This is a genomic window from Pseudomonas sp. LBUM1663 (assembly GCF_059695905.1).
The window spans coordinates 3,876,771-3,900,645 of record NZ_CP166792.1; the positions used below are offsets into that span (position 1 = coordinate 3,876,771).

General features: G+C 60.5%; 24 protein-coding genes and 1 pseudogene. 15 read left to right on the forward strand and 10 right to left on the reverse strand.

The genetic code is table 11. The features are described from left to right. Window positions 1-73 precede the first annotated feature (73 nt). Window positions 74-326 (forward strand): annotated as a pseudogene (locus ACA075_RS17705) (nuclear transport factor 2 family protein); the annotation flags it as partial. Window positions 327-399: 73 nt separating this feature from the next. Here the strand turns inward: ACA075_RS17705 and ACA075_RS17710 are convergent. After that, on the reverse strand, window positions 400-1,605 hold the full coding sequence (locus ACA075_RS17710) for an NAD(P)/FAD-dependent oxidoreductase (protein ID WP_497294226.1): 1,206 nt from the start codon (window positions 1,603-1,605) through the stop codon (window positions 400-402). Window positions 1,606-1,862: 257 nt separating this feature from the next. On the opposite strand from ACA075_RS17710, the gene ACA075_RS17715 reads away from it, so the two are divergent. The 6 genes from ACA075_RS17715 (at window position 1,863) to ACA075_RS17740 (ending at window position 7,306) form a co-directional block, all read left to right on the forward strand. Beyond that, window positions 1,863-2,432 (forward strand): RrF2 family transcriptional regulator, encoded by a 570-nt coding sequence (locus tag ACA075_RS17715; RefSeq protein WP_497294228.1) that lies wholly within the window; start codon window positions 1,863-1,865, stop codon window positions 2,430-2,432. Between the two features lie 33 nt (window positions 2,433-2,465). Further along, window positions 2,466-2,867, forward strand: coding sequence for a hypothetical protein (locus ACA075_RS17720; RefSeq protein WP_497294229.1), 402 nt, complete (start codon window positions 2,466-2,468; stop codon window positions 2,865-2,867). A gap of 11 nt (window positions 2,868-2,878) precedes the next feature. Then, on the forward strand, window positions 2,879-3,418 hold the full coding sequence (locus ACA075_RS17725; protein WP_497294230.1) for an HD domain-containing protein: 540 nt from the start codon (window positions 2,879-2,881) through the stop codon (window positions 3,416-3,418). A 210-nt stretch (window positions 3,419-3,628) separates the two neighbouring features. Next, complete coding sequence (locus tag ACA075_RS17730) at window positions 3,629-5,245, forward strand: arylsulfatase (protein WP_497294232.1); 1,617 nt, start codon at window positions 3,629-3,631, stop codon at window positions 5,243-5,245. A gap of 68 nt (window positions 5,246-5,313) precedes the next feature. Then, a complete protein-coding gene (locus ACA075_RS17735; protein WP_497294233.1) occupies window positions 5,314-6,582 on the forward strand; it encodes an OmpP1/FadL family transporter in 1,269 nt (422 codons plus the stop codon). Between the two features lie 49 nt (window positions 6,583-6,631). Then, window positions 6,632-7,306: a DUF3313 domain-containing protein gene (locus tag ACA075_RS17740; RefSeq protein WP_497294234.1), complete on the forward strand. Its 675-nt coding sequence runs from the start codon at window positions 6,632-6,634 to the stop codon at window positions 7,304-7,306. Between the two features lie 172 nt (window positions 7,307-7,478). Here ACA075_RS17740 and ligD read toward each other — a convergent pair whose 3' ends face one another. Genes ligD through ACA075_RS17755 form a run of 3 tightly spaced genes read right to left on the reverse strand, consistent with a single transcriptional unit; the run spans window position 7,479 to window position 12,463 of the window. Beyond that, complete coding sequence (gene ligD / locus ACA075_RS17745) at window positions 7,479-10,079, reverse strand: DNA ligase D (RefSeq protein WP_497294235.1); 2,601 nt, start codon at window positions 10,077-10,079, stop codon at window positions 7,479-7,481. Beyond that, entirely contained in the window at window positions 10,076-11,068 is a 993-nt protein-coding gene (locus ACA075_RS17750) for a methyltransferase (protein ID WP_497294236.1), read from the reverse strand. Before ACA075_RS17750 ends, ligD begins: the two co-directional genes overlap by 4 nt. 9 nt (window positions 11,069-11,077) lie before the next feature. Beyond that, window positions 11,078-12,463, reverse strand: a complete 1,386-nt coding sequence (locus tag ACA075_RS17755; RefSeq protein ID WP_497294238.1) for an iron-containing redox enzyme family protein — start codon at window positions 12,461-12,463, stop codon at window positions 11,078-11,080. Window positions 12,464-12,655: 192 nt separating this feature from the next. On the opposite strand from ACA075_RS17755, the gene ACA075_RS17760 reads away from it, so the two are divergent. Further along, the gene (locus ACA075_RS17760; protein ID WP_497294239.1) at window positions 12,656-13,102 is read left to right on the forward strand and encodes a cupin domain-containing protein; all 447 of its coding nucleotides are present in this window, start codon (window positions 12,656-12,658) and stop codon (window positions 13,100-13,102) included. Window positions 13,103-13,283: 181 nt separating this feature from the next. On the opposite strand, the gene ACA075_RS17765 is transcribed toward ACA075_RS17760, so the two are convergent. Next, window positions 13,284-14,006: a tellurite resistance TerB family protein gene (locus ACA075_RS17765; RefSeq protein ID WP_497294240.1), complete on the reverse strand. Its 723-nt coding sequence runs from the start codon at window positions 14,004-14,006 to the stop codon at window positions 13,284-13,286. Between the two features lie 397 nt (window positions 14,007-14,403). Between ACA075_RS17765 and pcsA the strand changes: the two genes are divergently transcribed. The 4 genes from pcsA (at window position 14,404) to ACA075_RS17785 (ending at window position 17,126) form a co-directional block, all read left to right on the forward strand. After that, complete coding sequence (gene pcsA, locus ACA075_RS17770; RefSeq protein ID WP_131062312.1) at window positions 14,404-15,126, forward strand: phosphatidylcholine synthase; 723 nt, start codon at window positions 14,404-14,406, stop codon at window positions 15,124-15,126. A gap of 6 nt (window positions 15,127-15,132) precedes the next feature. Then, window positions 15,133-15,519 (forward strand): DUF488 domain-containing protein, encoded by a 387-nt coding sequence (locus tag ACA075_RS17775; protein ID WP_497294241.1) that lies wholly within the window; start codon window positions 15,133-15,135, stop codon window positions 15,517-15,519. 130 nt (window positions 15,520-15,649) lie between these two features. After that, window positions 15,650-16,108 (forward strand): GNAT family N-acetyltransferase, encoded by a 459-nt coding sequence (locus ACA075_RS17780; RefSeq protein WP_497294242.1) that lies wholly within the window; start codon window positions 15,650-15,652, stop codon window positions 16,106-16,108. A 91-nt stretch (window positions 16,109-16,199) separates the two neighbouring features. Continuing rightward, on the forward strand, window positions 16,200-17,126 hold the full coding sequence (locus ACA075_RS17785) for a universal stress protein (RefSeq protein ID WP_497294244.1): 927 nt from the start codon (window positions 16,200-16,202) through the stop codon (window positions 17,124-17,126). 132 nt (window positions 17,127-17,258) lie between these two features. Here ACA075_RS17785 and ACA075_RS17790 read toward each other — a convergent pair whose 3' ends face one another. Together ACA075_RS17790 and ACA075_RS17795 are read right to left on the reverse strand one after the other, a co-directional pair. Continuing rightward, entirely contained in the window at window positions 17,259-18,071 is an 813-nt protein-coding gene (locus ACA075_RS17790; RefSeq protein WP_497294246.1) for a class I SAM-dependent methyltransferase, read from the reverse strand. Between the two features lie 37 nt (window positions 18,072-18,108). Next, window positions 18,109-18,378, reverse strand: coding sequence for a DUF4242 domain-containing protein (locus ACA075_RS17795; RefSeq protein WP_094471809.1), 270 nt, complete (start codon window positions 18,376-18,378; stop codon window positions 18,109-18,111). Window positions 18,379-18,561: 183 nt separating this feature from the next. Between ACA075_RS17795 and ACA075_RS17800 the strand changes: the two genes are divergently transcribed. Beyond that, on the forward strand, window positions 18,562-19,554 hold the full coding sequence (locus ACA075_RS17800) for an AraC family transcriptional regulator (protein ID WP_094471808.1): 993 nt from the start codon (window positions 18,562-18,564) through the stop codon (window positions 19,552-19,554). A gap of 9 nt (window positions 19,555-19,563) precedes the next feature. Here ACA075_RS17800 and ACA075_RS17805 read toward each other — a convergent pair whose 3' ends face one another. The 3 genes from ACA075_RS17805 to ACA075_RS17815 all read right to left on the reverse strand — a co-directional run bounded on the left by ACA075_RS17805 (window position 19,564) and on the right by ACA075_RS17815 (window position 21,472). Next, a complete protein-coding gene (locus ACA075_RS17805; RefSeq protein ID WP_497294249.1) occupies window positions 19,564-20,772 on the reverse strand; it encodes a cytochrome c biogenesis protein DipZ in 1,209 nt (402 codons plus the stop codon). Between the two features lie 172 nt (window positions 20,773-20,944). After that, window positions 20,945-21,157: a hypothetical protein gene (locus ACA075_RS17810; protein WP_497294251.1), complete on the reverse strand. Its 213-nt coding sequence runs from the start codon at window positions 21,155-21,157 to the stop codon at window positions 20,945-20,947. 48 nt (window positions 21,158-21,205) lie between these two features. Further along, window positions 21,206-21,472, reverse strand: coding sequence for a DUF2790 domain-containing protein (locus tag ACA075_RS17815; RefSeq protein ID WP_497294253.1), 267 nt, complete (start codon window positions 21,470-21,472; stop codon window positions 21,206-21,208). A gap of 306 nt (window positions 21,473-21,778) precedes the next feature. On the opposite strand from ACA075_RS17815, the gene ACA075_RS17820 reads away from it, so the two are divergent. Further along, the gene (locus ACA075_RS17820) at window positions 21,779-22,519 is read left to right on the forward strand and encodes a response regulator (RefSeq protein ID WP_497294254.1); all 741 of its coding nucleotides are present in this window, start codon (window positions 21,779-21,781) and stop codon (window positions 22,517-22,519) included. Next, window positions 22,516-23,826, forward strand: a complete 1,311-nt coding sequence (locus ACA075_RS17825; RefSeq protein ID WP_497294255.1) for a sensor histidine kinase — start codon at window positions 22,516-22,518, stop codon at window positions 23,824-23,826. The genes ACA075_RS17820 and ACA075_RS17825 overlap by 4 nt, the downstream gene beginning before the upstream one ends. Window positions 23,827-23,875: the final 49 nt, after the last annotated feature.

Sequence of the window (23,875 nt, forward strand, 5' to 3'; positions counted from 1 at the left end):
GTAATCCAAACCCCCTTCCCTTTACCCGGCAAGACTTCTATCAGCCCATAGAAGTCTTGCCTCGTCGTTTTGCCACTATTCAATTAAGGTCCAGGACAAGAAAGACTTCATCGCCGATCGAAACGGGCAAGAGCGCTTTCAAAACTCTGGAAATGCAGAACCAGACCATCACCGTCTCGGGTGATGTAGCGCTGGTTCGCCATCATTTTTCGGCACAGGCGATCAAGGGTACCGAGCTGGTCCCGACTGAAATCGAAAACTTCCAGATCTGGCAAAAGAAGTCCGGCAAGTGGTTGCTGGTAGGCCGGCAAGCCTTCCGCACCTGAATAAAAAAATCCCGCCCAAGGTGACTTGAGTGGGATTTTTTCACGCAGGCAGTCTTATTGAGACGCCCGCTTCTCAGGCAACAACCGGAATCATCGGATCCGCAGCCGCCAGCGCTGTAGCGCGGTCAGCGGCCGGCGGGTAAATCCACACCGTGTTGATCTGGGTCTTGAGCGACTTGCCTTCCTGCTTGACCAGTTTGACCTGGCGATCCCAGCCCTCGGTGTAAACCGCGCCCCACGCACCCAGATCCAGACAGGTGACGTACTTGGGCTGACTGTACGCCTTCGGGTCCACACCCAAAATTTGCGCAGCGACGTTGTTGCCGGCATGACGCCCCAGCGAGATCGCGTGTTGGCAGGTCATCAGGGCGTAGTTGCCGATGTCATCCGTGGCGGCGTAAGCCACATCGCCGGTGGCGAAAATGTCGTCCTGGCCAATGACTTTCAGATGCGCGTCGACGTGCAGGCGACCGAGGTGATCGCGTTCGGCCGGGATCTGCTCGGTCAGCGAGCTGGCCCGCACACCGGTGGTCCAGACCACGGTCTTGGCGTCGATGCGTTGGCCATCGGCCAGGGTCACACCGTTTTCATCGACGGCAACGACCGACGACTTCAAGCGCCATTTCACGCCCAGCTCAGTGCTGGCTTCGGCGATCGACTGGCTGATTTCGCTGCCCATGGACGCCCCAACTTTTTCACCGCGATCGACGATGATCACTTCAATGTCAGCGTCCTCGCCGAGGATGGCCCGCAGACGCGCCGGCATTTCAGTCGCCGTTTCAATCCCGGTAAAGCCGCCGCCGGCGACCACGACGGTGTTGCGCGCTTTGCTTTGCGGCAGGTTTGCCAGGGATTTCAGATGGTTTTCCAGGCGTACCGCTTGTTCGATCTGATCCACGTCAAAGGCGTGTTGGGCCACGCCCGGAGTGTTCGGCAGCGCGAGACCGCTGCCGGTAGCCAGAACGAGTTTGTCGTAGCTGCACACCTGTCTGGCACCCGACGCATCGGTGTAGCCGACGCTTTTTTGCTGCACGTCGATGGTTTCTGCGGCGCCTTTGATGAAGTTCACACCGACGGCATCGAACAGATCGCCGAGGGGTGCCGCCAGTTGATGAGCATTCGGCTCGTAGAAGCGCGGACGCACCCGCAGCTCGGCCTGAGGCGCCAGTACCGTGACTTCTACGTGGTTGTGATCATGGATGTCCAACAGGCGCGTGGCGCTCAATGCCGTCCACATGCCACCGAAACCTGCGCCGATGACCAGAATGTGCTGTTTCATTGTTTTAACTCCGAAGAAGACCAAAGACCGAACTCGTTGCCGAGCTGACAACGGCGACTATAGTGATCCGAGTTACAAGGCGCAATGACCTTCTATCGATGGTTATCATCACAAATACAGCTACCTCGATAATCCAGACGCAAGCTTCTACCTATAAGCGGCACGGTACAGTTAGACGATCAATACCATCCCGATGCTTCGTTGCGCCCCTGATCATCGGCTGGTAACATTGGCGACTCATTCAGTCGGAGATAACCATGTCTCTCTACAGCGCAGGCGTTGAGTACGGCATTCACTGCCTGCTTTTTCTGGTGGGCGATTACGGCGACAGCCGTGAGGCAAGCGTGCGCGACCTCGCTGAGCTGCAAGGCGTGCCGCTGGACTACCTGGCGAAAATCTTCACCAAGCTGGCCAAGGCAAAACTGGTGGTCGCGACCGAGGGCGTGCGCGGCGGGTTCAAGCTGGCGCGGCCGGCGGACGAAATCAGCGTGCTGGACATCGTCAACGCCATCGATGGCCAGAAGCTGATCTTCGATTGCCGTGATATCCGTGGGCGTTGCGCGCTGTTTGAGGGTTCCCCGCCGACGTGGGCAGTGGAAGGTCATTGCTCGGTTCACGCCGTCATGATGACCGCGCAGCAACGCATGGAAGACGCCCTCGCCCAGCAGACCATTCTCGACCTTGCCCGCAGGGTCGGACGTAAAGCCCCGGCCGAGTTCGGCGCCCAGGTGGACAACTGGATCAATGATCGTCGGGAAAAGAAAACCGTGACCGGCACTCAGCCCGATGGCGAACAGATCATCCCGGTGACCGATATTTCCGACTGACGATTCGCCTGGGGCGCTCTATGATTAAAGCCCATGACGACCTCTGCTCCGATTCGCTCACCCTGCCCGCCCGGCGCCTGCATCTGCGGGCGAGACCCGTTGCTGGAAACACCGGGCGCGGACGTGCGCATCCTGTTTCTGACCCGACAGGAAGAAAAGCGTCTGCTCGATCGTCTGGAAAATTTGCAAAGCCTGGCTGACCTCGAACGCTTGCAAAACCGCATGTACGCACAACTGGGCATCCGCGTGGACATCATCCCCAGCTTCAACGAAGTACGTACCATGCGCGGCATCGGCATCACCCTCGGCGAGTTGCCGGGCTTGTGCCGCAAGACCCGCCAGTCGATCCCGGCCGCGATTCGCCGCAGCCTGGAGAAACGCCCGGAGATCGCCTTCGAGATCCTCAACGCTAATGACCTGTTGCGCGACGCCTGAGGTCCGAACCGATGAACCCCCTTCTCGAATTCCCCGTTACCGACGAAATACTGACGTCCTACGCACTGGCGATCGGTAGCGATTTGTCGGGTTATCGCAATCACATTTACCGGGTGTTGAACTTCTACCGCGCGATCAGCGGCATTGAAGGCCTGCCATCCGAAGCCGTGCAGATCGCCGGGGCGTTTCACGACCTGGGTATCTGGACCGATCAAACCATTGATTACCTGGAGCCCTCGGTGCGCCTGGCCAGCGACTACCTCGCCAAGCGGCAACGCTCGCACTTGAACGGCGAAGTGACGGCGCTGATCCTGGAACACCACAAAGTGCGGCCCTACGGTGCCGACCATGCGCTCAGCGTCGAGCCCTTCCGGCGCGCCGATATCATTGATGTGTCGCTCGGCCTGCTGACGTTCGGCCTGCCACGGGCCTACATCAAAACGGTGAAGGCGGCGCTGCCCAATCATGGCTTTCACGGGATGCTGCTCCGGCAAACCGCACGGCAGTTCCTGCGTTCCCCGCTCAAGCCGCTGCCAATGTTTCGCTGGTGATGGAGTCGACGGGCAGGGATTGGTGCGAAAAGATCAGTTGAATCCGGCCATCGCCGACCACGCTGTAAAGCCCATGAGACAAGTGCATACGGCGGCAATTTTTTACTGGAAATTTACCAGTTCATACCTACGCTCTTGCGGGGAATACGCATTTTAGAAAGGTCGAGGGGGTCGGTCTTCGTTATTTACGTCAGTAGGCAGGAGCGTCACATGAACCAGACAAAATTTTCCCGTTTGTTAGCTGCTTCAATGGTGTTGTCTGCAATGGTTCTACCCGGCATCACCCAAGCGGCCGACAAACCCGCCCCGAACATCGTGGTCATCATGGGCGACGACATTGGCTGGTCCAATATCGGCGTCTACAACCAGGGCATGATGGCCGGCCGGACCCCCAACCTCGACCAGCTCGCCGCTGAAGGCATGCGGTTTACCGACTATTACGCCGAGGCCAGTTGCACCGCCGGGCGTGCCAATTTCATCACCGGTGAACTGCCGATCCGTACCGGCATGACCACGGTCGGCCAGGCCGGCTCACCTATCGGTATTCCCGCCGAAGCGGTCACCATTGCCACCGCGCTCAAGGCCATGGGCTATTCCACCGGCCAGTTTGGCAAAAACCATTTGGGCGACTTGAACGAATTTCTACCTACCGTGCACGGGTTCGACGAGTTCTTCGGTTACCTCTATCACCTCGACGCCATGGAAGACCCGGCACACCCCAATTATCCGCAAGAACTTCTGGCCACCGTCGGCCCGCGCAACATGGTCCACAGCTGGGCGACCGCCACCGACGATACGACGGTGATGCCGCGCTGGGGCAAGGTCGGCAAACAGAAAATCGAAGACGCCGGCACGCTCTATCCCGAGCGGATGAAAACCGTCGACGACGAAATCCGCGACAAGGCTTTCACCTTCATCGACAAGGCCAAGACCGATAACAAACCGTTCTTCCTGTGGCTGAACCCGACCCGCATGCACATCGTCACGCACCTGTCCGACAAGTACGAAGCGATGCGCAATTCGCAGAATGGCTGGTCGGAGCAGGAAGCCGGCATGGCGCAGCTCGATGACATCGTCGGCGACGTCATGGCCAAGCTGAAAAAAGACGGCATGGATGACAACACCATCGTGATTTTCACCACCGACAACGGCGCGGAAAACTTCACTTGGCCGGATGGCGGCACCACACCGTTTGCCATGGGCAAAGGCACCGTAATGGAAGGTGGTTTCCGGGTGCCGGCGATCGTTCGCTGGCCTGGCAATGTACCGGCCAACACCGTGGCCAACGGCATCATGTCCGGCATGGACTGGTTCCCGACCCTGGTCGCGGCGGCCGGTAACCCCAACATTACCCAGGAACTGCTCAAAGGCAAACAACTGGGCGACCGCACCTACAAGGTGCACCTGGACGGCTATGACCAGACGCCGATGATCACCGGCAAAGGTCCGTCGACTCGTAATGAAATCTTCTACTTTGGTGAGAGTGCGCTGGGCGCGGTGCGAATCGGCGACTACAAGTATCGCTTTATCGACCAGCCAGGCGGGTGGATGGGCGCCAAATTGGCGGTCGACGTACCGATCCTGACCAATCTTCGCCTTGATCCGTTCGAGCGTATGGGCTGGCCGGAAAACCAGGCGGCTCAAGGTTCCCAGCAGTACTTCGACTGGTTCAAGTTCCAGTTCTGGCGCTTCGTGTTCGTTCAGCAACAGGTCGCCAAACTGGCTGAAACAGCGATTGAATTCCCACCGATGCAAAAAGGCGCGAGCTTCAACCTCGACTCTGTCAAAGCCAAGATTGCAGCGGCTCGGGCGGAAATGGCCAAGTAGGCCGTGGATAGACGGGTGGCCGACAGCGGCCACCCGCGTTCGTGAAGGACATTTTCCGAGGTAGCGCCATGCAGCTAAAAACAGCCACCCTGCCCGCCCTCACCCTGTTTGCGCTGTGCTGCCAACAGGCCCAGGCCGGCGGCATCATGCTCTATGAAATCGGCACCGATAACGTGGGGCTTGCCAACGCCGGTGCCGCCGCCCGGGCCCAAGGCCCCTCAACAATTGCCAGCAACCCGGCGGGCATGAGCTATCTGCCAGGTACGCAAATTACCGGCGGATTGCAGGTGCTCTACGGCGACCTGAGCTTTGATCGCGACTCAAACACCAACGGAACGGGCAGCGGCAGTGGCAACGCCCTCGACCCGATTCCCGGCGGCAGCTTTTTCATCAGCCATCAACTCGATGACCACTGGAGCGTCGGATTCGGCAATTACGGCGACTTCGGCTTGGCCGCCAACTACGACAACGAATGGTCCGGGCGCTACTTCGCGCAAAACGCCAGCCTCGCCGGTTTGTCTTTTGTGCCCAGCGTGGCGTATCGCTTCGATGAGCAATGGTCGGTCGGCGTCGGCGTGAAAGCCATGTACGGCATGCTGCAAGCGCAAACCGCGATCGACCGTTCACCCTTTGGCTTCACCGACCGCAGCGACGGCCAGTTCAAGTACAAAGACAACGATTGGGGTTTTGGTGCGAATGTGGGGGTGATCTACGCCCCGCAACCCGGCACCCGCATTGGCCTGGCCTACACCAGCAAGGTTGATCTGGACTTCGAAGACCGGCTGGATGTGAAAGGCGACGGCCGTCTGCTGGAGCGTGTCAACAACACCAATACCCAACTCGACATGACCGTGCCGCAAACCGCGACCCTGAGCCTGTTCCAGCAACTTGACCCGCGATGGGCCTTGCTCGCCTCCGTCAACTGGCAGGACTGGTCCGAGTTCGGCGATATTGCGGTGCAAGTCGACACCAACGCAGTCGGGGCCCAATCGACCACGGTCAACGCTCATTTCAAAGACACCTGGCAACTGGCCCTGGGCGCGCAGTACCAGGCCACCCCGCAGCTGTTGTGGAATTTCGGCGTGGCTTACGACAGCAGCGCTGTTTCCGACGGCAACCGCACATTTACCGTGCCCATGGGCGAATCCTGGCGCATTGCGACCGGAGCCACCTATGCTCTGAACAAGGGCACCGACATTAACGTCAGCTGGGCCATGGTCTGGCTTGGCGACATGCCGGTTGACCAGACCAAGTCCACGTCGGGCACTCGAACTTCCGGTCAGTTCGACAATGCCTGGATTCAAGCGTTGACCGGAAATATGACCTGGCGTTTTTGATGCCCTGCAATCGAAAAAAAACGACTAAATCCATGGAGTGAACACCACAATGAATCTGTCCCGGAAATTATTCATCGGCGTTGCATTGACCAGCCTGCTACTCGGCGGCTGCACCTCGAAAGTCACCGAAAAGGACCAGTACTCAGGCTTCCTGTCCAACTACAACAACTTGCAGCAAGTCACCACCACCAGCGGCGAAACCGCGATGCGCTGGGTGAGCCCGTCGTGGAATCCGAATGCGTATGACACGGTGGCGTTCAAAACGCTGGAGCTCTACCCGGCGCCCAAGCCGACCGAGCGGGTCAATCAGCAAACCCTGGATGAACTGCAGAGCTACATGACCAGCAAGGTCAAAGGCGTTCTGGGCCAGAAATACCAAGTGATATCGAACGAAAAATCAGCGCCTAAGGGTTCAAAAACACTGGTCATGCGCGCGGCGATCACCGGGGTGAATGCCGAAAACGAAGGCATGAAGTGGTACGAAGTGGTTCCGGTCGCCGCCGTGGTGGGTGGTGTTTCCGCTGCCACTGGCCACCGTGATCAGGACACCACACTGTTCATCGAGGCCGAGTTTATTGACGCCAGCAACAACCAGACCGTGGCCAAGGTTGTGCGCAAAGTCTTCGGCAGCACACTGTCGAATGCCAGCCAGAAAATCACCACCAAAGACTTCAAAGTGGCGATCGACAAACTGACCAGCGATTTGCAGGCGTTTGTCCGGTAGCGGCACCCTGTAGCAGCTGCCGAGCAGCGCGAGGCTGCGTTCGGCGACGAAGTCGTCGTAATACCTGCGCATGCGGCCATCCTGATGCACCGCGCGGGCTGATTTCACGACGACTGCGTCGCCGAACGCAGCCTCGCGCTGCTCGGCAGCTGCTACAAGGCTGTGTCGGGGCCTATTTTTTCATCCCGACCCGCCGACGCATGTCGGCGGTGATGGATTGCCGGGTTTTCTTCAAGTCCGCCCAGGGTTCATCACCGACTTCCGCCAGCCGTTCCTTCACGTTGTGGATGTTCCACTGATTGCCGCCCTTGAGCTCCGCCACCTCGTCCCGAAAAATCGGCACTGACACCGGCAGCCCTTCGCGGGTGCGGGCGGCGTAGGCGCAGATGGTGGTGGCGCCCAGTCCATTGCGCAGGTAATCGATGAAGATCCGCCCGACGCGATTTTTCGGTCCCGACACCGCCGAAAAGCGCTCCGGCAGCAACTTCGCCATGTGGCTGACAATCGCGTGGCTGAAGTCTTTCACCTCCTCCCAACCGAGCTTGCGAGTCAGCGGCACCACCAAGTGAATTCCCTTGCCACCACTGGTCTTGAGGAAGGCCTTGAGCCCCAGTTCATCGAGCACCGACAGCGTCAGCTGGGTCGCCTCGACCATGCTTTTCCACGGCAGCGCCGGGTCCGGGTCGAGGTCAAGGACGAAGCGGTCAGGCTTGTCGAGATTCTCCGTGGTGGCGTTCCAGGTGTGCAGTTCCACGGTGCTCATCTGCACGGCGCCAATCAGCGCTTCGGCGTTGTTGATGATCATCACCGGTTGGCCGGTGACGTCCTTGTCCAGTGTGGTAATGCCCGGAATGGCCAGGCGCTCGGCGTTTTTCTGGAAGAACAACTCGCCGGCGATACCGTCCGGGGCGCGCACCAGCGCCACGGGCCGATCCTTGAGCTCGGGCAGAATCCATTCGGCGACGCTGGCGTAATATTCCGCCAGCTGCACTTTGGTGGTGCCGCTGCTCGCATCGATCACCCGGTCCGGATGGGTGATGCGCACCTTGCCGTCGCCGAGGCCGATTTGCGAGGGCGCGGGCGCTGCCTTGGCGGGTTTCTTTTTCGTCGTGGTGGCCGGTTTGTCAGCCGCGGCTTTCTTGCTGGTCTGGGCTTTCACGGCTTTCGGACGCTCCTCGGTGATGTCTTCGGCGGGCTTGTCATCTCGCAAGCCATGGAACACCGCGTGGCGCACCGACCCGTCCTTGGTCATCTCGGCGAACGCGACTTCGGCGAGCAAAACGGCTTTGAGCCAATGCACACCCTTGGCGTCAAAACCGGTGGGCGGATTGACCACCGCCGGTTTTTTCACCTGCAAGGGTTTGAGCTGTTCGTAAATGTGCTTGAGCGTGGTCTCGTTGAAACCGGTGCCGACCTTGCCGGCGTAGCGCAATTCGCCGCTGTCGCGGTCATGCAGGCCCAACAGCAACGCGCCGAAGGCATTGCGCGCGCCTTTGGGATCGGTGAAACCGACCACGACGAATTCCTGCCGATGCTTGCACTTGAGCTTGATCCAGTCACTGCTGCGCCGTGACACATAAGGCGACCCCAGGCGCTTGCCGATCAACCCTTCCATCTGCATTTGGCAGGCACTGTTGAGCAATGCTTCCGGTTCTTCGCCGAACGCATCGGAGAAGCGCAGCAGCGGGTCTTGATTGGGTTTGAGCACCGTCGCCAGCGCGACCCGCCGCTCCTCGACCGGCACCTCGCGCAGGTCCACGCCATTGAGATAAGGCATGTCGAACAGGTAGTAAAGGATGTTGCCGCTGCGATTGGATTCGAAGGCATTTTGCAGCGCCTGAAAGTCCGGCACGCCCTGCTCGTTGGCCACCACCATCTCACCGTCGAGCCAGGCAGATTCGAGGCCCAGCGCCGCCAATGCCTCGGCCTGCTTGGGCAGTTTGTGGGTCCAGTCGTGGCCGTTGCGGGTGAAGAGTTTCACCTCGTCGTGGTCGATACGCGCCATGATCCGGTAGCCGTCGAACTTGATCTCATAGCTCCACTCGCCCTGCGGGGCTTTTTCCACCAGCGTCGCCAATTCCGGTTTGAGCTGGTCGGGCAGCTTGGCCTTGTGGGCACCGGTGAGTTGCGCCGACTGCTCTTTCGGCGCGACCTTGCGCGCCGGCTTCTTCACCGGTTTGGGCTTAGCGGCGGATTTCGCCTTTTTGGGGAGTAAGGTGCGGTCACTGAGCACGCTGTCGGGCTCGGCGGCGACCACGTCGTAATCACTTTCGGGTTTCGCCGCGCTGTCCTGATGCTTGATCAGAAACCACTGCTCCTGCTTGCCCGGCATGTGCGTGCGCACCAGGTTCCACAAGCCGCCGAGTTTCTCGCCTTGCAGCTCGAATTTGAGCTTGCCCTTGGCATAGGCCTTGGCCGGATCTTCCTGGGGTATCCACACGCCCCGGTCCCAGACAATCACGTCACCGGCGCCGTAATGCCCTTCGGGAATGCTGCCCTCAAACGTCGCGTAATCGATCGGATGGTCTTCAACGTGGACGGCCAGGCGCTTGACCTTGGGGTCCAGCGAAGGGCCTTTCGGCACTGCCCAGCTTTTCAGTGCGCCATCGAGTTCCAGACGAAAGTCATAGTGCAACCGCGAGGCATCGTGCTTCTGGATACAGAACTGCAAGGCATGGTCTTTCGCGGTTTTTTTGGCCGATCGTTTCGCAGCGGGTTCAGAGGTCGCCGAGAAATCGCGCATGCGGTTGTAATCGTCCAGATTCTTGTTCATGGCGCACCTGCTGGCTCAACGCGTCCCCCAATTCCGGGGCCGATGCGCGTGACGATCAAGGCCACGACCGCAATCCGCTCCACCCGTTGATAGCCCGGTGTCAGCAACTCTTCACCGAACACATCCGGGTCGAGTTCGCGATAGGTCCAGCCGAACATCGGCGACTCGAGGCGCGGGGTCAGTGCCTCGAGAAACGGATCCTGGCCATCGATCATTGCCACCCCGGTGTAGAGCACCAAAGAGCCACCGGGCGCCAGTCGAAGCAACGCCTGCTCGACAATGCGCAACGATAACTGCGCACCCAGCGCGCCGCCGCCATGCCGGTAAGCCCGCTCGGTGGGGTCGGCCATGTAGGGCGGATTGGCGACGATCAGGTCGAACTGGCCGTCGACGTCCTGCAGCACATCGCTGGCCTCGACCGTGACGTTAGCGACTTCGGCCAGTGCCGCGTTGACCGCCGTCAAACGCAGCGCCGCAGGATTGATATCGATGGCCAGCACTTCGGCTTCACGGCGTGCGCGGGCAATCACAATCGCCCCGACACCCGCGCCGCAACCAATGTCGACGGCACGCCGGATAGGCGCGAAGGTTTGTTGAAGATGGGCATGGATCAGCTGCGCGAACCGGTAGCTGTCCGGTCCGAAAAACACCGCGTCAGCCGCGTCGGTGGGGAACCCAGAGTGCACGAACAGCAAATTATCGAGGCTGGACCAGCGCACACGGCTTTTGAGTCGGCCGTTGCCTTCTTGCAGCACGCCCGCCTCCTGCAACTGCCGTTGCTCCTCCATTGATAGCAGGCCCGGTTCGAACGAGCGCGACCAGCCGAACACATCGCGCAAGGTCCGGGCGTTTTGTCCGAAGGCGCGGTCATTGACCCGCTGGTGCGTGAGCGGCGTCGGGGTGATGAACCGGTAACCATCGGCCTGCAAACGGCGCCCCAGCTGCACCAGCGCAAGATCGGCAGCGCCTAGTTGCTCTTCCTGATTCATGCCGTGCTCCTATCGCAAACTGGATTTGAGTTCGATGAACCGTCGCGTGGCCATCAGGCCGGCCGGATGGGAATGCCGATGGGCCGACAGCCACGGGATCAGCACCGGCATCTGCTCGTATGCGCCAAGCCCGTCCAACGCGGTTTGCAGGCTCTGGATATCCGGGTCGTTGTCGGACACGGACGCTGGGGTCGCGACACTCGTGCCCCGGCGAACCGCCGTGGCTGAGCGCTCAGGCGTCCAGTCGCCGGCAATCCAGTCATGCAGCAACTGTTTTTCATAAGGGCTGAACACGCCGAACATGGCGGCGCCGTCACCCTCGATCAACTGCCAGAAACGGCTGGCTTGCGGGTCCTGATGACGCTTGATCCAGCCCTTGTTTTCCATAGCGGCGAGAAACCCTGGCAACTGCTCCGGCGCCGACAGCCATTGGTTGACAGTCTTGCCTTCAAAACGGCAGTAGTCGGAATGCATGTGCTGGCCGAACGAGCGCTTGCGCTCAAGCATGTTGAGCAACTCGGTGTCGAGGTCGAACGATTCGATGATCGCGCGACTGCCCTGCCCCAGGTCGTTGAGCCGGTAACCCAGCGCGACCCGGCGCAGAAAGTCTTCGCGATCGCCTTCCACCGGCAGCAGTTGCAACACCGACTGCACGGCTTTTTGCGCGTGGCCGGTGCTGGCGTTGTCGATGGTCACGTGCAGGGTGAAGTAATACGGATCGATGCCCAACTCGCTGAGTTCATAGGCGCTGATCAGCAGGTGCAAGGGCAGCTGTTCGTAGCCGAGGTTGTAGCCGATGACCTCCGGCAAAAACTCGTCGGCGGATTCGCCCAGTGCCAGTTGTATCGCGCCTTGCAGGTAATGCTCGTCGGCGATCACCCCGGTGTCTTGCAGGCCATGTTCGGCAAGCAGTTTGCGGTAAATCACCACATGATTCTGCGCCGGGTTGCCATCGCCAAGCTCTTCCAGATAGGTGCAGATCAGCCCTTCGAAACGCGGGTCGCGCCATTGACGCAACAGGCCGTACAACCAGGCGCCGTCGACCAGTTTGGTCGGAGCCACGGCTTGCAGGAAAAACAGCGCGTGGGCCTTGTTGCTAAAGAATTGTCGCGGCCCGCCTTGCTTGCGTTGTTGCAGGTAATCGGCGTATTGGCGGGCGACGTCGACGCTGTGTTGTTCGACGAACGATTGCAGTGCCGACAGTTCCGTCGGCATCTCTTGAGGCAAATGGGTGGCGTGTTCCAGCTGCGCCTCGAGAAAGGTACGGGCGAGTGCGCGCCGTTGCTCGGGGTCGTCGCCCAGCAGCAGGTGTTCATAGGTTTGTTTCAGGCTACCGGCGGCCGGGATCGGGTGTTCGTGGGCGGGCCGCGATTCAAGTCGTGTCAGGGCAGTCATGGGCGCATCTCTCGGTCTGAGGCCAGTGGCAGGACGCTGAATCAACACGTCTCTATATCAGCAGAGCGATTTGCGTGGAAAAAAATTCAATCGGCGTTGAAATCGCCCTGACGGACGGGCCTGTGGAGCGCGGCCCGGCGGATACACGAGGCCTATAATCAGCGGGTGCGGGGTCATCTTCGGAGAGCAATCATGCGAACGGTGCACGTCATCGAGCACTCGCCGGTGCCGGTAAATGTCGTGGGCGAGGCGATCACCATCCTCGCGGGCGGCGACCTCAGTAAGCCCTTTGAAATGCATATTCAGGATGGTGTGCAAGGTGGTGGGCCGCCGCTGCACTTTCATCCGTGGGACGAGGCGTTTTATGTGGTCGACGGCCAGGTCGAAGTGACTGTGGAGGGTAAGTCCACCACCGTCTCGGCCGGGGGTTACGTGCATATCCCCGGGGGTTCTATCCATGCCTACAAGAACATCAGCCCTACCGCGAAGATGATTGGTGTGGTGTCGGATCCGCGGGGTGGCCAGTTCTTTGCGGCGGTGGATCAGCTTCGGGTGCCCGAGGATTTGCCGCGGATACTGGAAATTGCTGAAGCGCACGGGGTTATCTTCCTGGTGCCCAAACCCCCGCCTACCTTGTAGCAGTTGTCGAGCTTGCGAGGCTGCGTTCGAGCCGGGGTCGCGCTCGACCGTAGTCCTCGCAAATCCGGTGTACGGGTACTTCTGAAAGAACCGGCTGCCTGATTTTACGACTGCTTCGCAGCCGGACGCAGCCTCGCGCAGCTCGGCAGCTGCTACAAAGACGGTGTTCGGCGTTACGTCGCTAAGCCACGCCCCCCTTGGCCTGCTGCTCCAGATGTACTTGCAGCTCAGGATCAATCTTCAGAGCCGCCGCCAGCTCATCCAGATAGGTGCGCTCGGCATCCTGCTGATCGTCCACCAGCATCACGCTGGCCAGGTACATTTCCGCCGCCATGCCGGGATCCGTCGCCGATTGCGCCACATCGGCGGCATCCAGCGGCCGGGCAACTTCGTCATCCAACCATTGTTGCAGTTGCGGGTCATCGGTATGGCGGCCAATTTCGGTGCTGATCATCTGCTTCTCCGACTCATCGATCCGGCCATCGGCCTTGGCCGCCGCAATCAACGCGCGCAAGATCGCATGACTGTGGTCCTCCACTTCCGGGCCCGATAACAGGTCGACCGTGCGCGGCGCCTGTTGCGGCGCAGCGGCCTGACTGCGTTGCCACGCCTGATACGCCTGGAATGCCATCATCCCGAGCGACGCCAGGGCCGCATAGTTGGTGCCGCCACCCGAGCGGGTCCGGGTTGAGCCGCCCAAGGGTGAGCCGCCGCCGAGCAGGCCACCGAGCAGACCACCCAATCCGCCACCACCCGCGCTTGAGCCGGCGCCACCGCCCAACAGGCCGCCCAGCAATCCGCCAAGGCCGCCGCCGATGCCTCCCTGAGCGGATCCGCCACCCTGATGCGCCCCGGAGCCCTGGCCGGCCCGCAGCAGTTGTTCGAGCAAATCGCTGGTGTTCATGACGACGTCCTCATCGATTGGAGTGACCCGGTCAGGCAACAATAGTCCTCGCCGGCAAATGCGCCATTACCGTTTAGCCTGTGGCGAGGGAGCTTGCTCCCGCTTGAGTGCGTAGCACTCACGAAAACCGGTATTGCTGTCACATTTTTTGGGGCCGCTACGCAGCCCAGCTGGAGCAAGCTCCCTCGCCACAAAAACGGGTGTGCCTGACGTGCCGGTTTTAAGTGAACAGCCTTGCGGATTAATCCGAAGTATTTTTTGCCGGCCCAGCTAAGATTTACAGACGGTGAACCTTATTCCCGGATTTCCGGTCGATACCTGCAACCGAACCGGTTTGCCGCCGCCCTTGATAACGAGGGTGATGACTGGCTTGCTTCACTTTCTGGAGAACGCCCCCGTGATATCCACCCTACACATCGCCAGGCTCAAAGCATGGGGCGCCCATGGTTTTACCGCCACCGGCGTGGTCACTGCCTTCCTCGCCACCCTCGCCTTGCTGGAAAACCAGGCCACCAATTGCTTGCTGTGGCTGGGCGTGGCCCTGATCGTTGATGGCCTGGACGGTGCCCTGGCGCGCAAGGTCAATGTGCAGTCGGTGCTGCCGAGTTTCGATGGATCGATACTCGATCTGGTGATCGACTACCTGACGTATGTGTTCATCCCCGCGCTGTTCATCTATCGCTACATCCCGTTGCCGGACTACACGCTGCTGCTGACCGTGTCGCTGATTCTGGTCTCGTCGCTGTTTTGTTTCTGCAACGTCAACATGAAAAGCAAAGACAACTACTTCCAGGGCTTCCCCGCCGCCTGGAACGTCGTGGCCCTGTGCCTGTACATCATCGCCCCATCGCCGTGGATTACCTTCCTGACCGTCATCGGCCTGGCCTTGCTGACAGTGACGCGGATGAAGTTCCTGCACCCGTTCCGAGTGCGCAAGTTCATGCCGATCAACATTGCCGTGACCGCCATCTGGCTGCTGTGCAGCTTGTCGCTGGTGGTCAACCATCCGGTCATCAACCCGATGGTCATGGGGCTTTGGTTGCTGATGTCGGCTTACTTCCTGGGGATCTGCATCTGGCGCACCGCCATGGAGTGGTTCGACGGATCGCGCCAAAAGTAACGTGACGTGGCCATTCATATCGTTCGACTCGGCTCGCCCCGCCCGCCTGATGAAGGGCTGCGGATCGGCACGGTACGCCGCCCCCCTCGCGGGGTACCAAAGGCCGAGTTCGCCCATCGGGACTTTTACGATGTGTGGCAGCCACTGCTGTCGCCGAGTGCGGAACTGGTGGCCGAAGCCAAAGCGGCCTCCGATGACAAAGCCTGGGAGGCCTTTCGGCGCAAGTTCAAGGCCGAAATGAACCATCCCGCGCCCAGTCAATTGCTGGATCTGCTGGCTGCCCTCTCCCATCAAACCTCGCTGGCGGTCGGGTGTTATTGCGAAGAAGAAGCGCATTGCCATCGTTCGGTATTGCGGGAACTGCTGGCAGCACGCGGCGCACAGATTGCCTAGATCCCTGTGGGAGCTACCCTGCTAGCGATGACTGCTTTCCAGCCGATGTAGATGTCGACTGACACTCAGCCATCGCGAGCAGGCTCGCTCCCACAGGTGAATTGGATGTTCAAAGGACTGAGGTAGCACTATGAAACCGCAAGTACGGCCCGCCACCGCAGCTGACGCGTCCGCCATCAGCCAGGTCATCATCCAGTCGCTGCGCCAGTCCAACGCCCTGGATTACTCCCCCGACATCATCGGGCAGGTGGAAAAAAGCTTTTCCACCGAGTCCATTCGCATGTTGCTGACTCAACGCCAGGTCTTCGTCGCAACGATCGACAGTCGTGTGGTGGCCACGGCCAGCCTTGATCGCGATGTTGTACGCAGTGTCTTTGTCGACCACGCCCAACAAGGGCGCGGCCTCGGGAGGCAATTGATGGCAACGATTGAGTCCATCGCCACCGAAGCGAAAATCGAAATATTGCGCGTCCCCTCCTCCATCACCGCTGAAGCCTTCTACTTCAAGCTGGGCTTTCGAAAAGTCCGCGACGAATTCCACGGTGCCGAGCGCACAATCATCATGGAACGACGACTGACCTCCCTCTGACTGCCACGCCCACCCAACCTGCGCCGCACTGACGGACGGGAGGTCGATCATGGTCAATACTTAGGGGATTGAACGACGCGGGAGGTTCGTCATGTCTGGTCAATCACGCTTCATGCTGGTCGCCTCGCCACTGATGGAACACAGCCCCGCCTTCGACAGGGCCGCGGCGCTGGCCAAGGCCGAAGACGCGGCGTTGCACATCGTGGCTTTCGATTACCTGGAAGGCCTGGCCACCGCCAGCCTGGTCAACGAAAAGGCCCTGGAACAGATGCGTCTGGGCTATGTCGACCGACACCGCCAATGGCTCGAGGAGCAGGCCCGCCCTTTGCGCAAGATCGGCGTCCACGTCACCACCGAGGTGGCGTGGGTCGAACGCCCGCAGGAAGAAATCCTGATTCACCTCAAAGAGCAGCCGATGGACGTGCTGATCAAGGCACTGGAGCACGAATCGCTGCTGTCGCGACTGATGTTTACCCCGCTCGACGTGCATTTGCTGCGTGAATGCCCGGTGCCGCTGCATTTTGTCAGCCATGCGGTTCACGCCCTGCCACGCAAGGTCGTCGCGGCGGTCGATCCTTTCCATCGCGATGATCACTACAAAACCTTCAATGACCGGATCCTGCACGAAGCGTCGAAACTGGCGAGTGCCTGTAATGCTGAGCTGGACGTGGTGTACGCCTACGACCTTTCCTCCATCAGCGCAGACGAATTCGGCTTCGACAACGGCTCGGCGTTTTTCAGTTCCGGCAAGGCCAAGACCCTGTTCGACTGCCAGGAAGACGCCTTCAACGAATTGGCCGAGCGCAACGGCATCGCGCCCGAGCAGCGGCACATGATCATGGGCAACCCGGCCAAGGTCCTGAGCCGCTATGCCGATGCCTATGACGTCGACGTGATTGTCATGGGTCGGGTCGGCCATCGCGGTCTGGGCCGGTTGATCGGCAGCACGGTGGAGCACCTGCTGTACAAAATGCCCTGCAGCGTGTGGGTGGTGTACACCGAGCGGGTGGATGAGTAACCGTCTCAAAAACACCACAACTCCTGTGGGAGCGGGCTTGCCCGCGATAGCGGACTATCAGTCGACATTTGGATCGGCAGCTAGCCAGCCATCGCGGGCAAGCCCGCTCCCACAGGATTTTGTGTTGTCTGGTTAACGTCGGGTGATGACGACCTCCAGGTATTCACTCGGCACCACCACCGATTTCTCTCCCGCCCTGTTCATCCGGTTGATCAGCTCAGTCAGGTCGCTTTCAAAGGCCTTCGCGCCGTCGGGAGGCAGCGCTGCGAAGGCCTTGTGAAGCGGGCCGTACCAGTTGCGGAAAATATCGATGAAATGGGCCGCCGAGCGATAGCGGAAGTTGAAGGTCCGCCGCGTCACCTGCACCTGGAAATCGCGCTCATCGAAGTGCGTGTGCAACCAGGCTTCGGTTCCCCAGTTTGAAGGCGGTTGCGCGCCTGCCGGTGGCGGCAGGTGCTTGGCCAGGGTCTTGAACATCTGGCCGACAAAACCTTCAGGCGTCCAGTTGGCCAGGCCGATGCGACCGCCGGGGCGGCAGACCCGCGCCAGTTCTGAAGCCGCTTTGGCCTGGTCCGGCGTGAACATCACACCGAAGGTCGAGAGCACGGCATCGAAGCTGGCGTCCTCGAACGGCAGCGCCTCGGCGTCGGCGACCTGGAAGGTCACCTCCAGACGCTCGGCCCGGGCACGATCTTCGCCACGTTCAAGCAGTGCGGCCACGTAGTCGGTCGATGTGACATTACAGCCACGGCGTGCGGCGGCGAGCGTCGCATTGCCGTTGCCGGCGGCCACGTCCAGCACAAGCTCGTCGCAGAGCAAGTCACAGGCTTCGGCCAGTTGCTCGCCGACGATCTGCAGGGTGGTGCCGATCACGGCGTAGTCGCCGCTGGCCCAAGAAGCCATCTGACGGTTTTTCAGGGCAGTGAGATCAAGGGGGGTACTCATTAAATCTGCTCCGTAAGGATTGGAACGCAGGCCCGGCTTACTCCGCCGTGGTCGGATCAATGATGTTCGTGACCTGGGAAATGCGGTTGGCCGGGAAACCGCTCTGCCTGGCGTGCTCCTGAATCAGCGCTTCGCTCGGCGAGATGTACACGCAGTACAGCTTGTCGCCCGTGACATAACTCTGCAGCCACTGCACCTCCGGCAAATCGCGCAACGCCCGGCAGGACTTTTGCGAAGCCGCTTTCAAATCCCTTTCTGACAGTGTTCCAGCACCCGGGATCTCGCGTTCTATGACGAACTTTGGCATGGCAACCTCTCATTGTTGTTATTGATGACAGGGTCGGCAGTGGCCCTGTAGGCAAACTATCGCTCCGGCGCGGGCCGGCGTCCTGCCCGATCGTCGGGCAACACTGCCCGATCGTCCGGAGAATTCACGTTACGCGGCAACGCGCTCACAATCAGAAAGCCCTCAGCCGCACGGGAAGCCACCATGGACGCCCTGTCCCAAACCCTGCGCGTCGTCCGCCTGGTCGGTGCGATCTTCATCAATGCCAGGTTCACGGCGCCTTGGTGCTATCAGTCGCCCAGCGCCGACACGGCGGCCCCCTTTCTGGAGCCCGGTGCCGAGAGGGTGGTGATCTTTCACTTGATTACCGAAGGCGAGTGCTATGTCGAGATGGGAAACGATTCGCCGCTGCGGCTGACCGCCGGCGATGTGGTGGTATTCCCTCAGGGCGACGCCCATCGCATGAGCTCGCAACCGGGGCTGACGCCGGTCACGGGCAAGCGACTGGACGTAGTGCTGGCGCGCCGTCCCCGGCAACTGAGTTACGGCGGTGGCGGCGCGGTCACACGTCTGGTGTGCGGTTATCTGGCCTGCGATACGCGGTTGGCGGGCATGTTGCTGACGGGGTTGCCGGCGGTGGTCCGGGTCAATGTGCGCGGCTCGAATGCCGGAATCTGGCTGGAATCTTCAGTCCGTTACGCGCTGGCCGAAGCACGCTCGCCCAGGCCCGGCGGCGAAGGTGTGTTGGCGAAACTGGCCGAGGTGTTGTTCATCGAAGTGCTGCGCCTGTACATGAACGAGCACGCTGAAGGCCGGACCGGTTGGCTGGCCGGCGTGGGCGACCGGATTGTCGGTGCTGCCCTGAATGCGCTGCACAAAAAACCCTGTCACGCCTGGACCCTGGATGAACTGGCGCGGACGGCCGGCACCTCAAGGTCGGTGTTGGCAGAACGCTTTGCGCAGTTGGTGGGGAGTTCGCCGATGCAGTACCTGACGCAGTGGCGGATGCTGCTGGCGGCGAACCTGTTACGCAGCAGTAACCGTTCGTTGATGTGGATTGCCGAAGAGGTGGGTTACCAGACCGACACGGCCTTCAGCCGTGCCTTTCGTCGAGAGTACGGCGCGCCACCGGCGGCGTGGCGGCGCAATCAGGAGAAAAAGCCAATGGCCCACGGCGCGCAGCCTGTGAGCCATTGATGTCGAGGGTTACGCGGAAGGTGCCTTGGCCTCTTCCAGCAGTTGCTGAATCATCTTTTCCTGAGTTTCGTAAGCGCCTTCACCGAAGTGGGTGTAACGCACCTGGCCCTTGGCGTCGATCAGGTAGTGAGCGGGCCAGTACTGGTTGTCGAAGGCGCGCCAGATCGCGTAGTTGTTGTCGATGGCCACCGGGTAGGTAATGCCGAGCTTTTTCACCTGGTCCTTAACGTTGTCGATGATGCGCTCGTAACCGTATTCAGGGGTGTGGACGCCGACGACCACCAGGCCATCCTTCTCGTATTTCTTCGCCCAGTCCTTCACATACGGCAGGGTGTGCTGGCAGTTGATGCAGTCGTAGGTCCAGAAGTCCACCAGCACCACTTTGCCTTTGAGCGAATCATTGCTCAGCGCCGGCGAGTTCAGCCATTGCACGGCACCGGACAGCGACGGCATGGCGCCTTGGGCGTTGTCCATGGAGTCGGCCTTGACCTTGCTGACGAAGTAGTCGACGACTTTCGGCACGCTTTCCAGCACACCTTTCTCGAGGCTGCTGACGCCTTCGGACGAGGTGCCGGCCAGCAGTGTCCGGTCGGCACCGGTGGAAATCACCGCCACGGTGGCCAGCACGGCAACACCGGCACCACGACGCAGCCAACCGGTGACCGGGATCGACGCTTTCAAGCGATTGACCAGGCCGCGACCGGCGAAGATCAAGGTGCCCAGGGACAGCGCGCTGCCCAAGCCGTAGGCCAGTAGCAACAGGCTGGTCTGTGCGTTCGCGCCCTGGAGCATGGCGCCGGTGAGAATCACCCCGAGGATCGGTCCGGCACACGGTGCCCAGAGCAGCCCGGTGGCGACGCCGATCATGACCGAACCCAGCGGGCCGGACATCTTCCGGGTGTCGGGATCGAGGCGATTGCCGAGCGCCACGAATGGACGGGCCAGCCAGTCACCGACACGGGCGGAAATCAGCGACAGGGCAAACAGCGCCATCACGATCAGGGCGACGTGGCGACCGGTGTTGTTGGCTTGCACCACCCATTCGCTGCTGACCACGGCCAGGCTGGAAATCAGGGCAAAGGTCAGGACCATGCCGCCAAGGGTGAGCAGGATGGATGAACGCGTGCGTTTGACACCGGCGAACAGGAACGGCACGACCGGGAGGATGCAGGGGCTGAGGACGGTCAATATGCCGCCCAGGAAAGCGATGAGAAACATGGGATCACCTTGAAAATAGAGAGGGACGACACACCACCCATCCCCCTGTGGGAGCGAGCCTGCTCGCGATAGCGGAGTGTCAGTCGACATCAGTGTTATCTGACACACCGCCATCGCGAGCAGGCTCGCTCCCACACTGGAATTGTGGTGTTCACAAAACAGTGTTCGGGCTTCAGGCCGTCTGGCTTTCCAGCTGCTGACCCTGCGGCGTGCGGCCGGAACCATCCTCAGCCAGGAAGGCATGACCGCCCTGCTCCGCCACAGGCGTCAGCTGGAAGCAGGTCGCGCTGCCACAGCTTTTCTGTTCAACAGCGGCGTTGGCATGGGCAGCCGCGCCGGCTACGGAGAAAGCAACAGCGGTCAAAAAGCGGGTCACGTTGTTCATGGTGTTCTTCCTGTTTCAAAGAGGGTTGGCAATCGATCAGCGAAGGACTCAGTTGTCCGCGTTGCAGCTGTCGGCAAATTTGCGGTAATCCAGCACCTGGGTTTTGTGCTGGGAGTCCAGGTAGGTCAGCTGGGCATTCACAACCCCGCAGGAAGGCGTGGCGTCTTCTTTCAACGACACCACTTTCTTGATGTCCAGGTGGGTGCCGTAGGTGTAGGTTTTAGCGCTGACATCGGCGGCTTCGGCACGGGCCGACAAGGTGCAGATGTTCAGGGCGGCAAACAGGCAAGCGGCGTAGATTGTTTTGGTGTTCATGGCGGTTTCCTCAAGGCTTCAATGGGTAGGTCGTTCAATTGAGCCGAGGCGGTGTGGGTTGCCTCGATGGAACCCATTAGAAGCTCGCGAGGTATCTCGTCTGTGTCGAAAACAGCCGCGTGTAAATCGGTACGTATCAAAGCCGGCCCCTGATACAGAGCGATACAAAACCCTTGGAAAATCGTATTTTTGCCTTCGCGTGTATCCGCCGCTACGCCAGATACACTGCAATACAAAGGGCTGCGGGCGAGCGGGCCAAGGCTCGATAGACTGCGCAACATCCCCCATTGATAGAGGCTTGGCCCCATGGAACACGTCGATCACATTCTCATCGTGGACGATGACCGCGAGATCCGGGAACTGGTAGGCAACTACCTCAAGAAGAACGGCCTGCGCACCACGGTCGTCGCGGATGGACGCCAGATGCGCAGCTTCCTTGAGTCCACGCCGGTGGACCTGATCGTGCTCGACATCATGATGCCGGGCGACGACGGCCTGATGCTTTGCCGCGAATTGCGCGCCGGCAAACACAAGGCCACGCCGGTGCTGATGCTCACTGCCCGCAACGACGAAACCGACCGCATCATCGGCCTGGAAATGGGCGCCGACGATTACCTGGTCAAGCCGTTCGCCGCCCGTGAACTGCTCGCGCGAATCAACGCCGTGCTGCGCCGCACGCGGATGCTGCCGCCAAACCTGGTGGTCACCGAAAGCGGTCGCCTGCTGGCGTTCGGGCGCTGGCGCCTGGACACCTCCGCCCGGCACTTGCTGGATGAAGACGGCACCATGGTCGCGCTCAGCGGCGCGGAATACCGATTGCTGCGGGTGTTCCTCGATCACCCTCAGCGGGTGCTCAATCGCGACCAACTGCTCAACCTCACCCAGGGTCGCGACGCCGACCTGTTTGACCGCTCCATCGATTTGCTGGTCAGCCGCTTGCGCCAGCGTTTGCTGGACGATGCCCGGGAACCGGCCTACATCAAAACAGTGCGCAGTGAGGGCTATGTGTTTTCCCTGGCGGTTGAAGTACTCGGTACGCCGTCATGAACCTCACCCTTCGTTGGCCCCGTACCCTGGCCTCGCGACTCTCGCTGATCTTTCTGATTGGCCTGATCCTCGCCCAGGCACTGTCCTTCGGCGCGCAGTATTACGAGCGTTACGAAAGCGCAAAAAACACCATGCTCGGTAACCTGGAAACCGACGTCTCGACCTCCATCGCCATCCTCGACCGCTTACCGGCCGAAGAACGCATGAGTTGGCTGCAACAACTGAACCGCCGCAACTACCGTTATTTGCTCGACGAAGGTTCACCGGGCGTGGCCATGAGCGATACACCCATCGCGGTGACTTCGATCAAGGACGCCATCGGCAAGGATTACCCGATGACCGTGACGGACATTCCCGGCGAGCAGAAACATTTTCAGGTGCACCTGAAACTGGCGGACGGCAGCCCGGTGACCATCGACGTCAGGCCATCGATGGTGCCGTTGTCACCGTGGTTGCCCATCGTTCTGCTGGGCCAGTTGGCACTGATGATTCTCTGCACCTGGCTGGCCGTGAGAATCGCCATCCGCCCCCTCACCCGCCTTGCCGAGGCGGTGGACAACCTTGATCCCAACACCCACGCGGTGCTCCTGGACGAAAAAGGCCCGACAGAAGTCGCCCATGCCGCCATCGCCTTCAATTCGATGCAGGCACGCATCGCCGCGTACTTGAAGGAGCGCATGCAACTGCTGGCGGCGATTTCCCATGACCTGCAAACCCCGATCACCCGCATGAAACTGCGCGCCGAATTCATGGACGACTGCAGCGAGAAAGACAAACTGTGGAGCGACCTCAGTGAGATGGAACATCTGGTGCGCGAAGGCGTGGCCTATGCCCGCAGCGTTCACGGCGCCACGGAAGAGAGCCGCCGCACCGACCTTGATTCATTCCTCGACAGCCTGGTGTTTGACTATCAGGACGTGGGCAAGGACGTGCAACTGGGTGGCAAAAGTGCCGCGGTGATTGACACCCGACCGCATGCCCTGCGGCGGGTGCTGGTGAACCTGACGGATAACGCACTGAAGTTCGCCGGGGCCGCTGAATTGTGTGTGGAAGCGAAAAACGGCCTGCTCTCGGTGAAGGTCATGGATCGCGGACCGGGCATTGCCGAAGAGGAACTGGCCCACGTGATGGAACCGTTTTATCGGGTAGAGAACTCGCGCAACCGCAGCACCGGCGGAACCGGTCTGGGCTTGGCGATAGCACAGCAATTGGCGCTGGCGATCGGCGGATCGTTGACGTTGAGCAATCGCGAAGGCGGCGGGTTGTGTGCGGAGTTGAAATTGCCGGTTCGACCTGCCAGTCAGTAAACAGACACAAAGGCGCAGGAAAGCCTTTATATTGTCGGGCACCGTCGCG

Bases quoted from the DNA above. Each gene is read 5' to 3' on its own strand.
- ACA075_RS17780 (WP_497294242.1), top strand. From the start codon at position 15,650: ATGAAACCGCAAGTACGGCCCGCCACCGCAGCTGACGCGTCCGCCATC.
- ACA075_RS17820 (WP_497294254.1), top strand. From the start codon at position 21,779: ATGGAACACGTCGATCACATTCTCATCGTGGACGATGACCGCGAGATC.
- ACA075_RS17760 (WP_497294239.1), top strand. From the start codon at position 12,656: ATGCGAACGGTGCACGTCATCGAGCACTCGCCGGTGCCGGTAAATGTC.
- ACA075_RS17750 (WP_497294236.1), bottom strand. From the start codon at position 11,068: ATGAATCAGGAAGAGCAACTAGGCGCTGCCGATCTTGCGCTGGTGCAG.
- ACA075_RS17810 (WP_497294251.1), bottom strand. From the start codon at position 21,157: ATGAACAACGTGACCCGCTTTTTGACCGCTGTTGCTTTCTCCGTAGCC.
- ACA075_RS17790 (WP_497294246.1), bottom strand. From the start codon at position 18,071: ATGAGTACCCCCCTTGATCTCACTGCCCTGAAAAACCGTCAGATGGCT.
- ACA075_RS17710 (WP_497294226.1), bottom strand. From the start codon at position 1,605: ATGAAACAGCACATTCTGGTCATCGGCGCAGGTTTCGGTGGCATGTGG.
- ACA075_RS17800 (WP_094471808.1), top strand. From the start codon at position 18,562: ATGGACGCCCTGTCCCAAACCCTGCGCGTCGTCCGCCTGGTCGGTGCG.
- ACA075_RS17730 (WP_497294232.1), top strand. From the start codon at position 3,629: ATGAACCAGACAAAATTTTCCCGTTTGTTAGCTGCTTCAATGGTGTTG.
- ACA075_RS17765 (WP_497294240.1), bottom strand. From the start codon at position 14,006: ATGAACACCAGCGATTTGCTCGAACAACTGCTGCGGGCCGGCCAGGGC.
- ACA075_RS17720 (WP_497294229.1), top strand. From the start codon at position 2,466: ATGACGACCTCTGCTCCGATTCGCTCACCCTGCCCGCCCGGCGCCTGC.
- ACA075_RS17785 (WP_497294244.1), top strand. From the start codon at position 16,200: ATGTCTGGTCAATCACGCTTCATGCTGGTCGCCTCGCCACTGATGGAA.
- ACA075_RS17725 (WP_497294230.1), top strand. From the start codon at position 2,879: ATGAACCCCCTTCTCGAATTCCCCGTTACCGACGAAATACTGACGTCC.
- ACA075_RS17825 (WP_497294255.1), top strand. From the start codon at position 22,516: ATGAACCTCACCCTTCGTTGGCCCCGTACCCTGGCCTCGCGACTCTCG.
- ACA075_RS17740 (WP_497294234.1), top strand. From the start codon at position 6,632: ATGAATCTGTCCCGGAAATTATTCATCGGCGTTGCATTGACCAGCCTG.
- ACA075_RS17795 (WP_094471809.1), bottom strand. From the start codon at position 18,378: ATGCCAAAGTTCGTCATAGAACGCGAGATCCCGGGTGCTGGAACACTG.
- ACA075_RS17815 (WP_497294253.1), bottom strand. From the start codon at position 21,472: ATGAACACCAAAACAATCTACGCCGCTTGCCTGTTTGCCGCCCTGAAC.
- ACA075_RS17755 (WP_497294238.1), bottom strand. From the start codon at position 12,463: ATGACTGCCCTGACACGACTTGAATCGCGGCCCGCCCACGAACACCCG.
- ligD (WP_497294235.1), bottom strand. From the start codon at position 10,079: ATGAACAAGAATCTGGACGATTACAACCGCATGCGCGATTTCTCGGCG.
- ACA075_RS17735 (WP_497294233.1), top strand. From the start codon at position 5,314: ATGCAGCTAAAAACAGCCACCCTGCCCGCCCTCACCCTGTTTGCGCTG.
- ACA075_RS17715 (WP_497294228.1), top strand. From the start codon at position 1,863: ATGTCTCTCTACAGCGCAGGCGTTGAGTACGGCATTCACTGCCTGCTT.
- ACA075_RS17805 (WP_497294249.1), bottom strand. From the start codon at position 20,772: ATGTTTCTCATCGCTTTCCTGGGCGGCATATTGACCGTCCTCAGCCCC.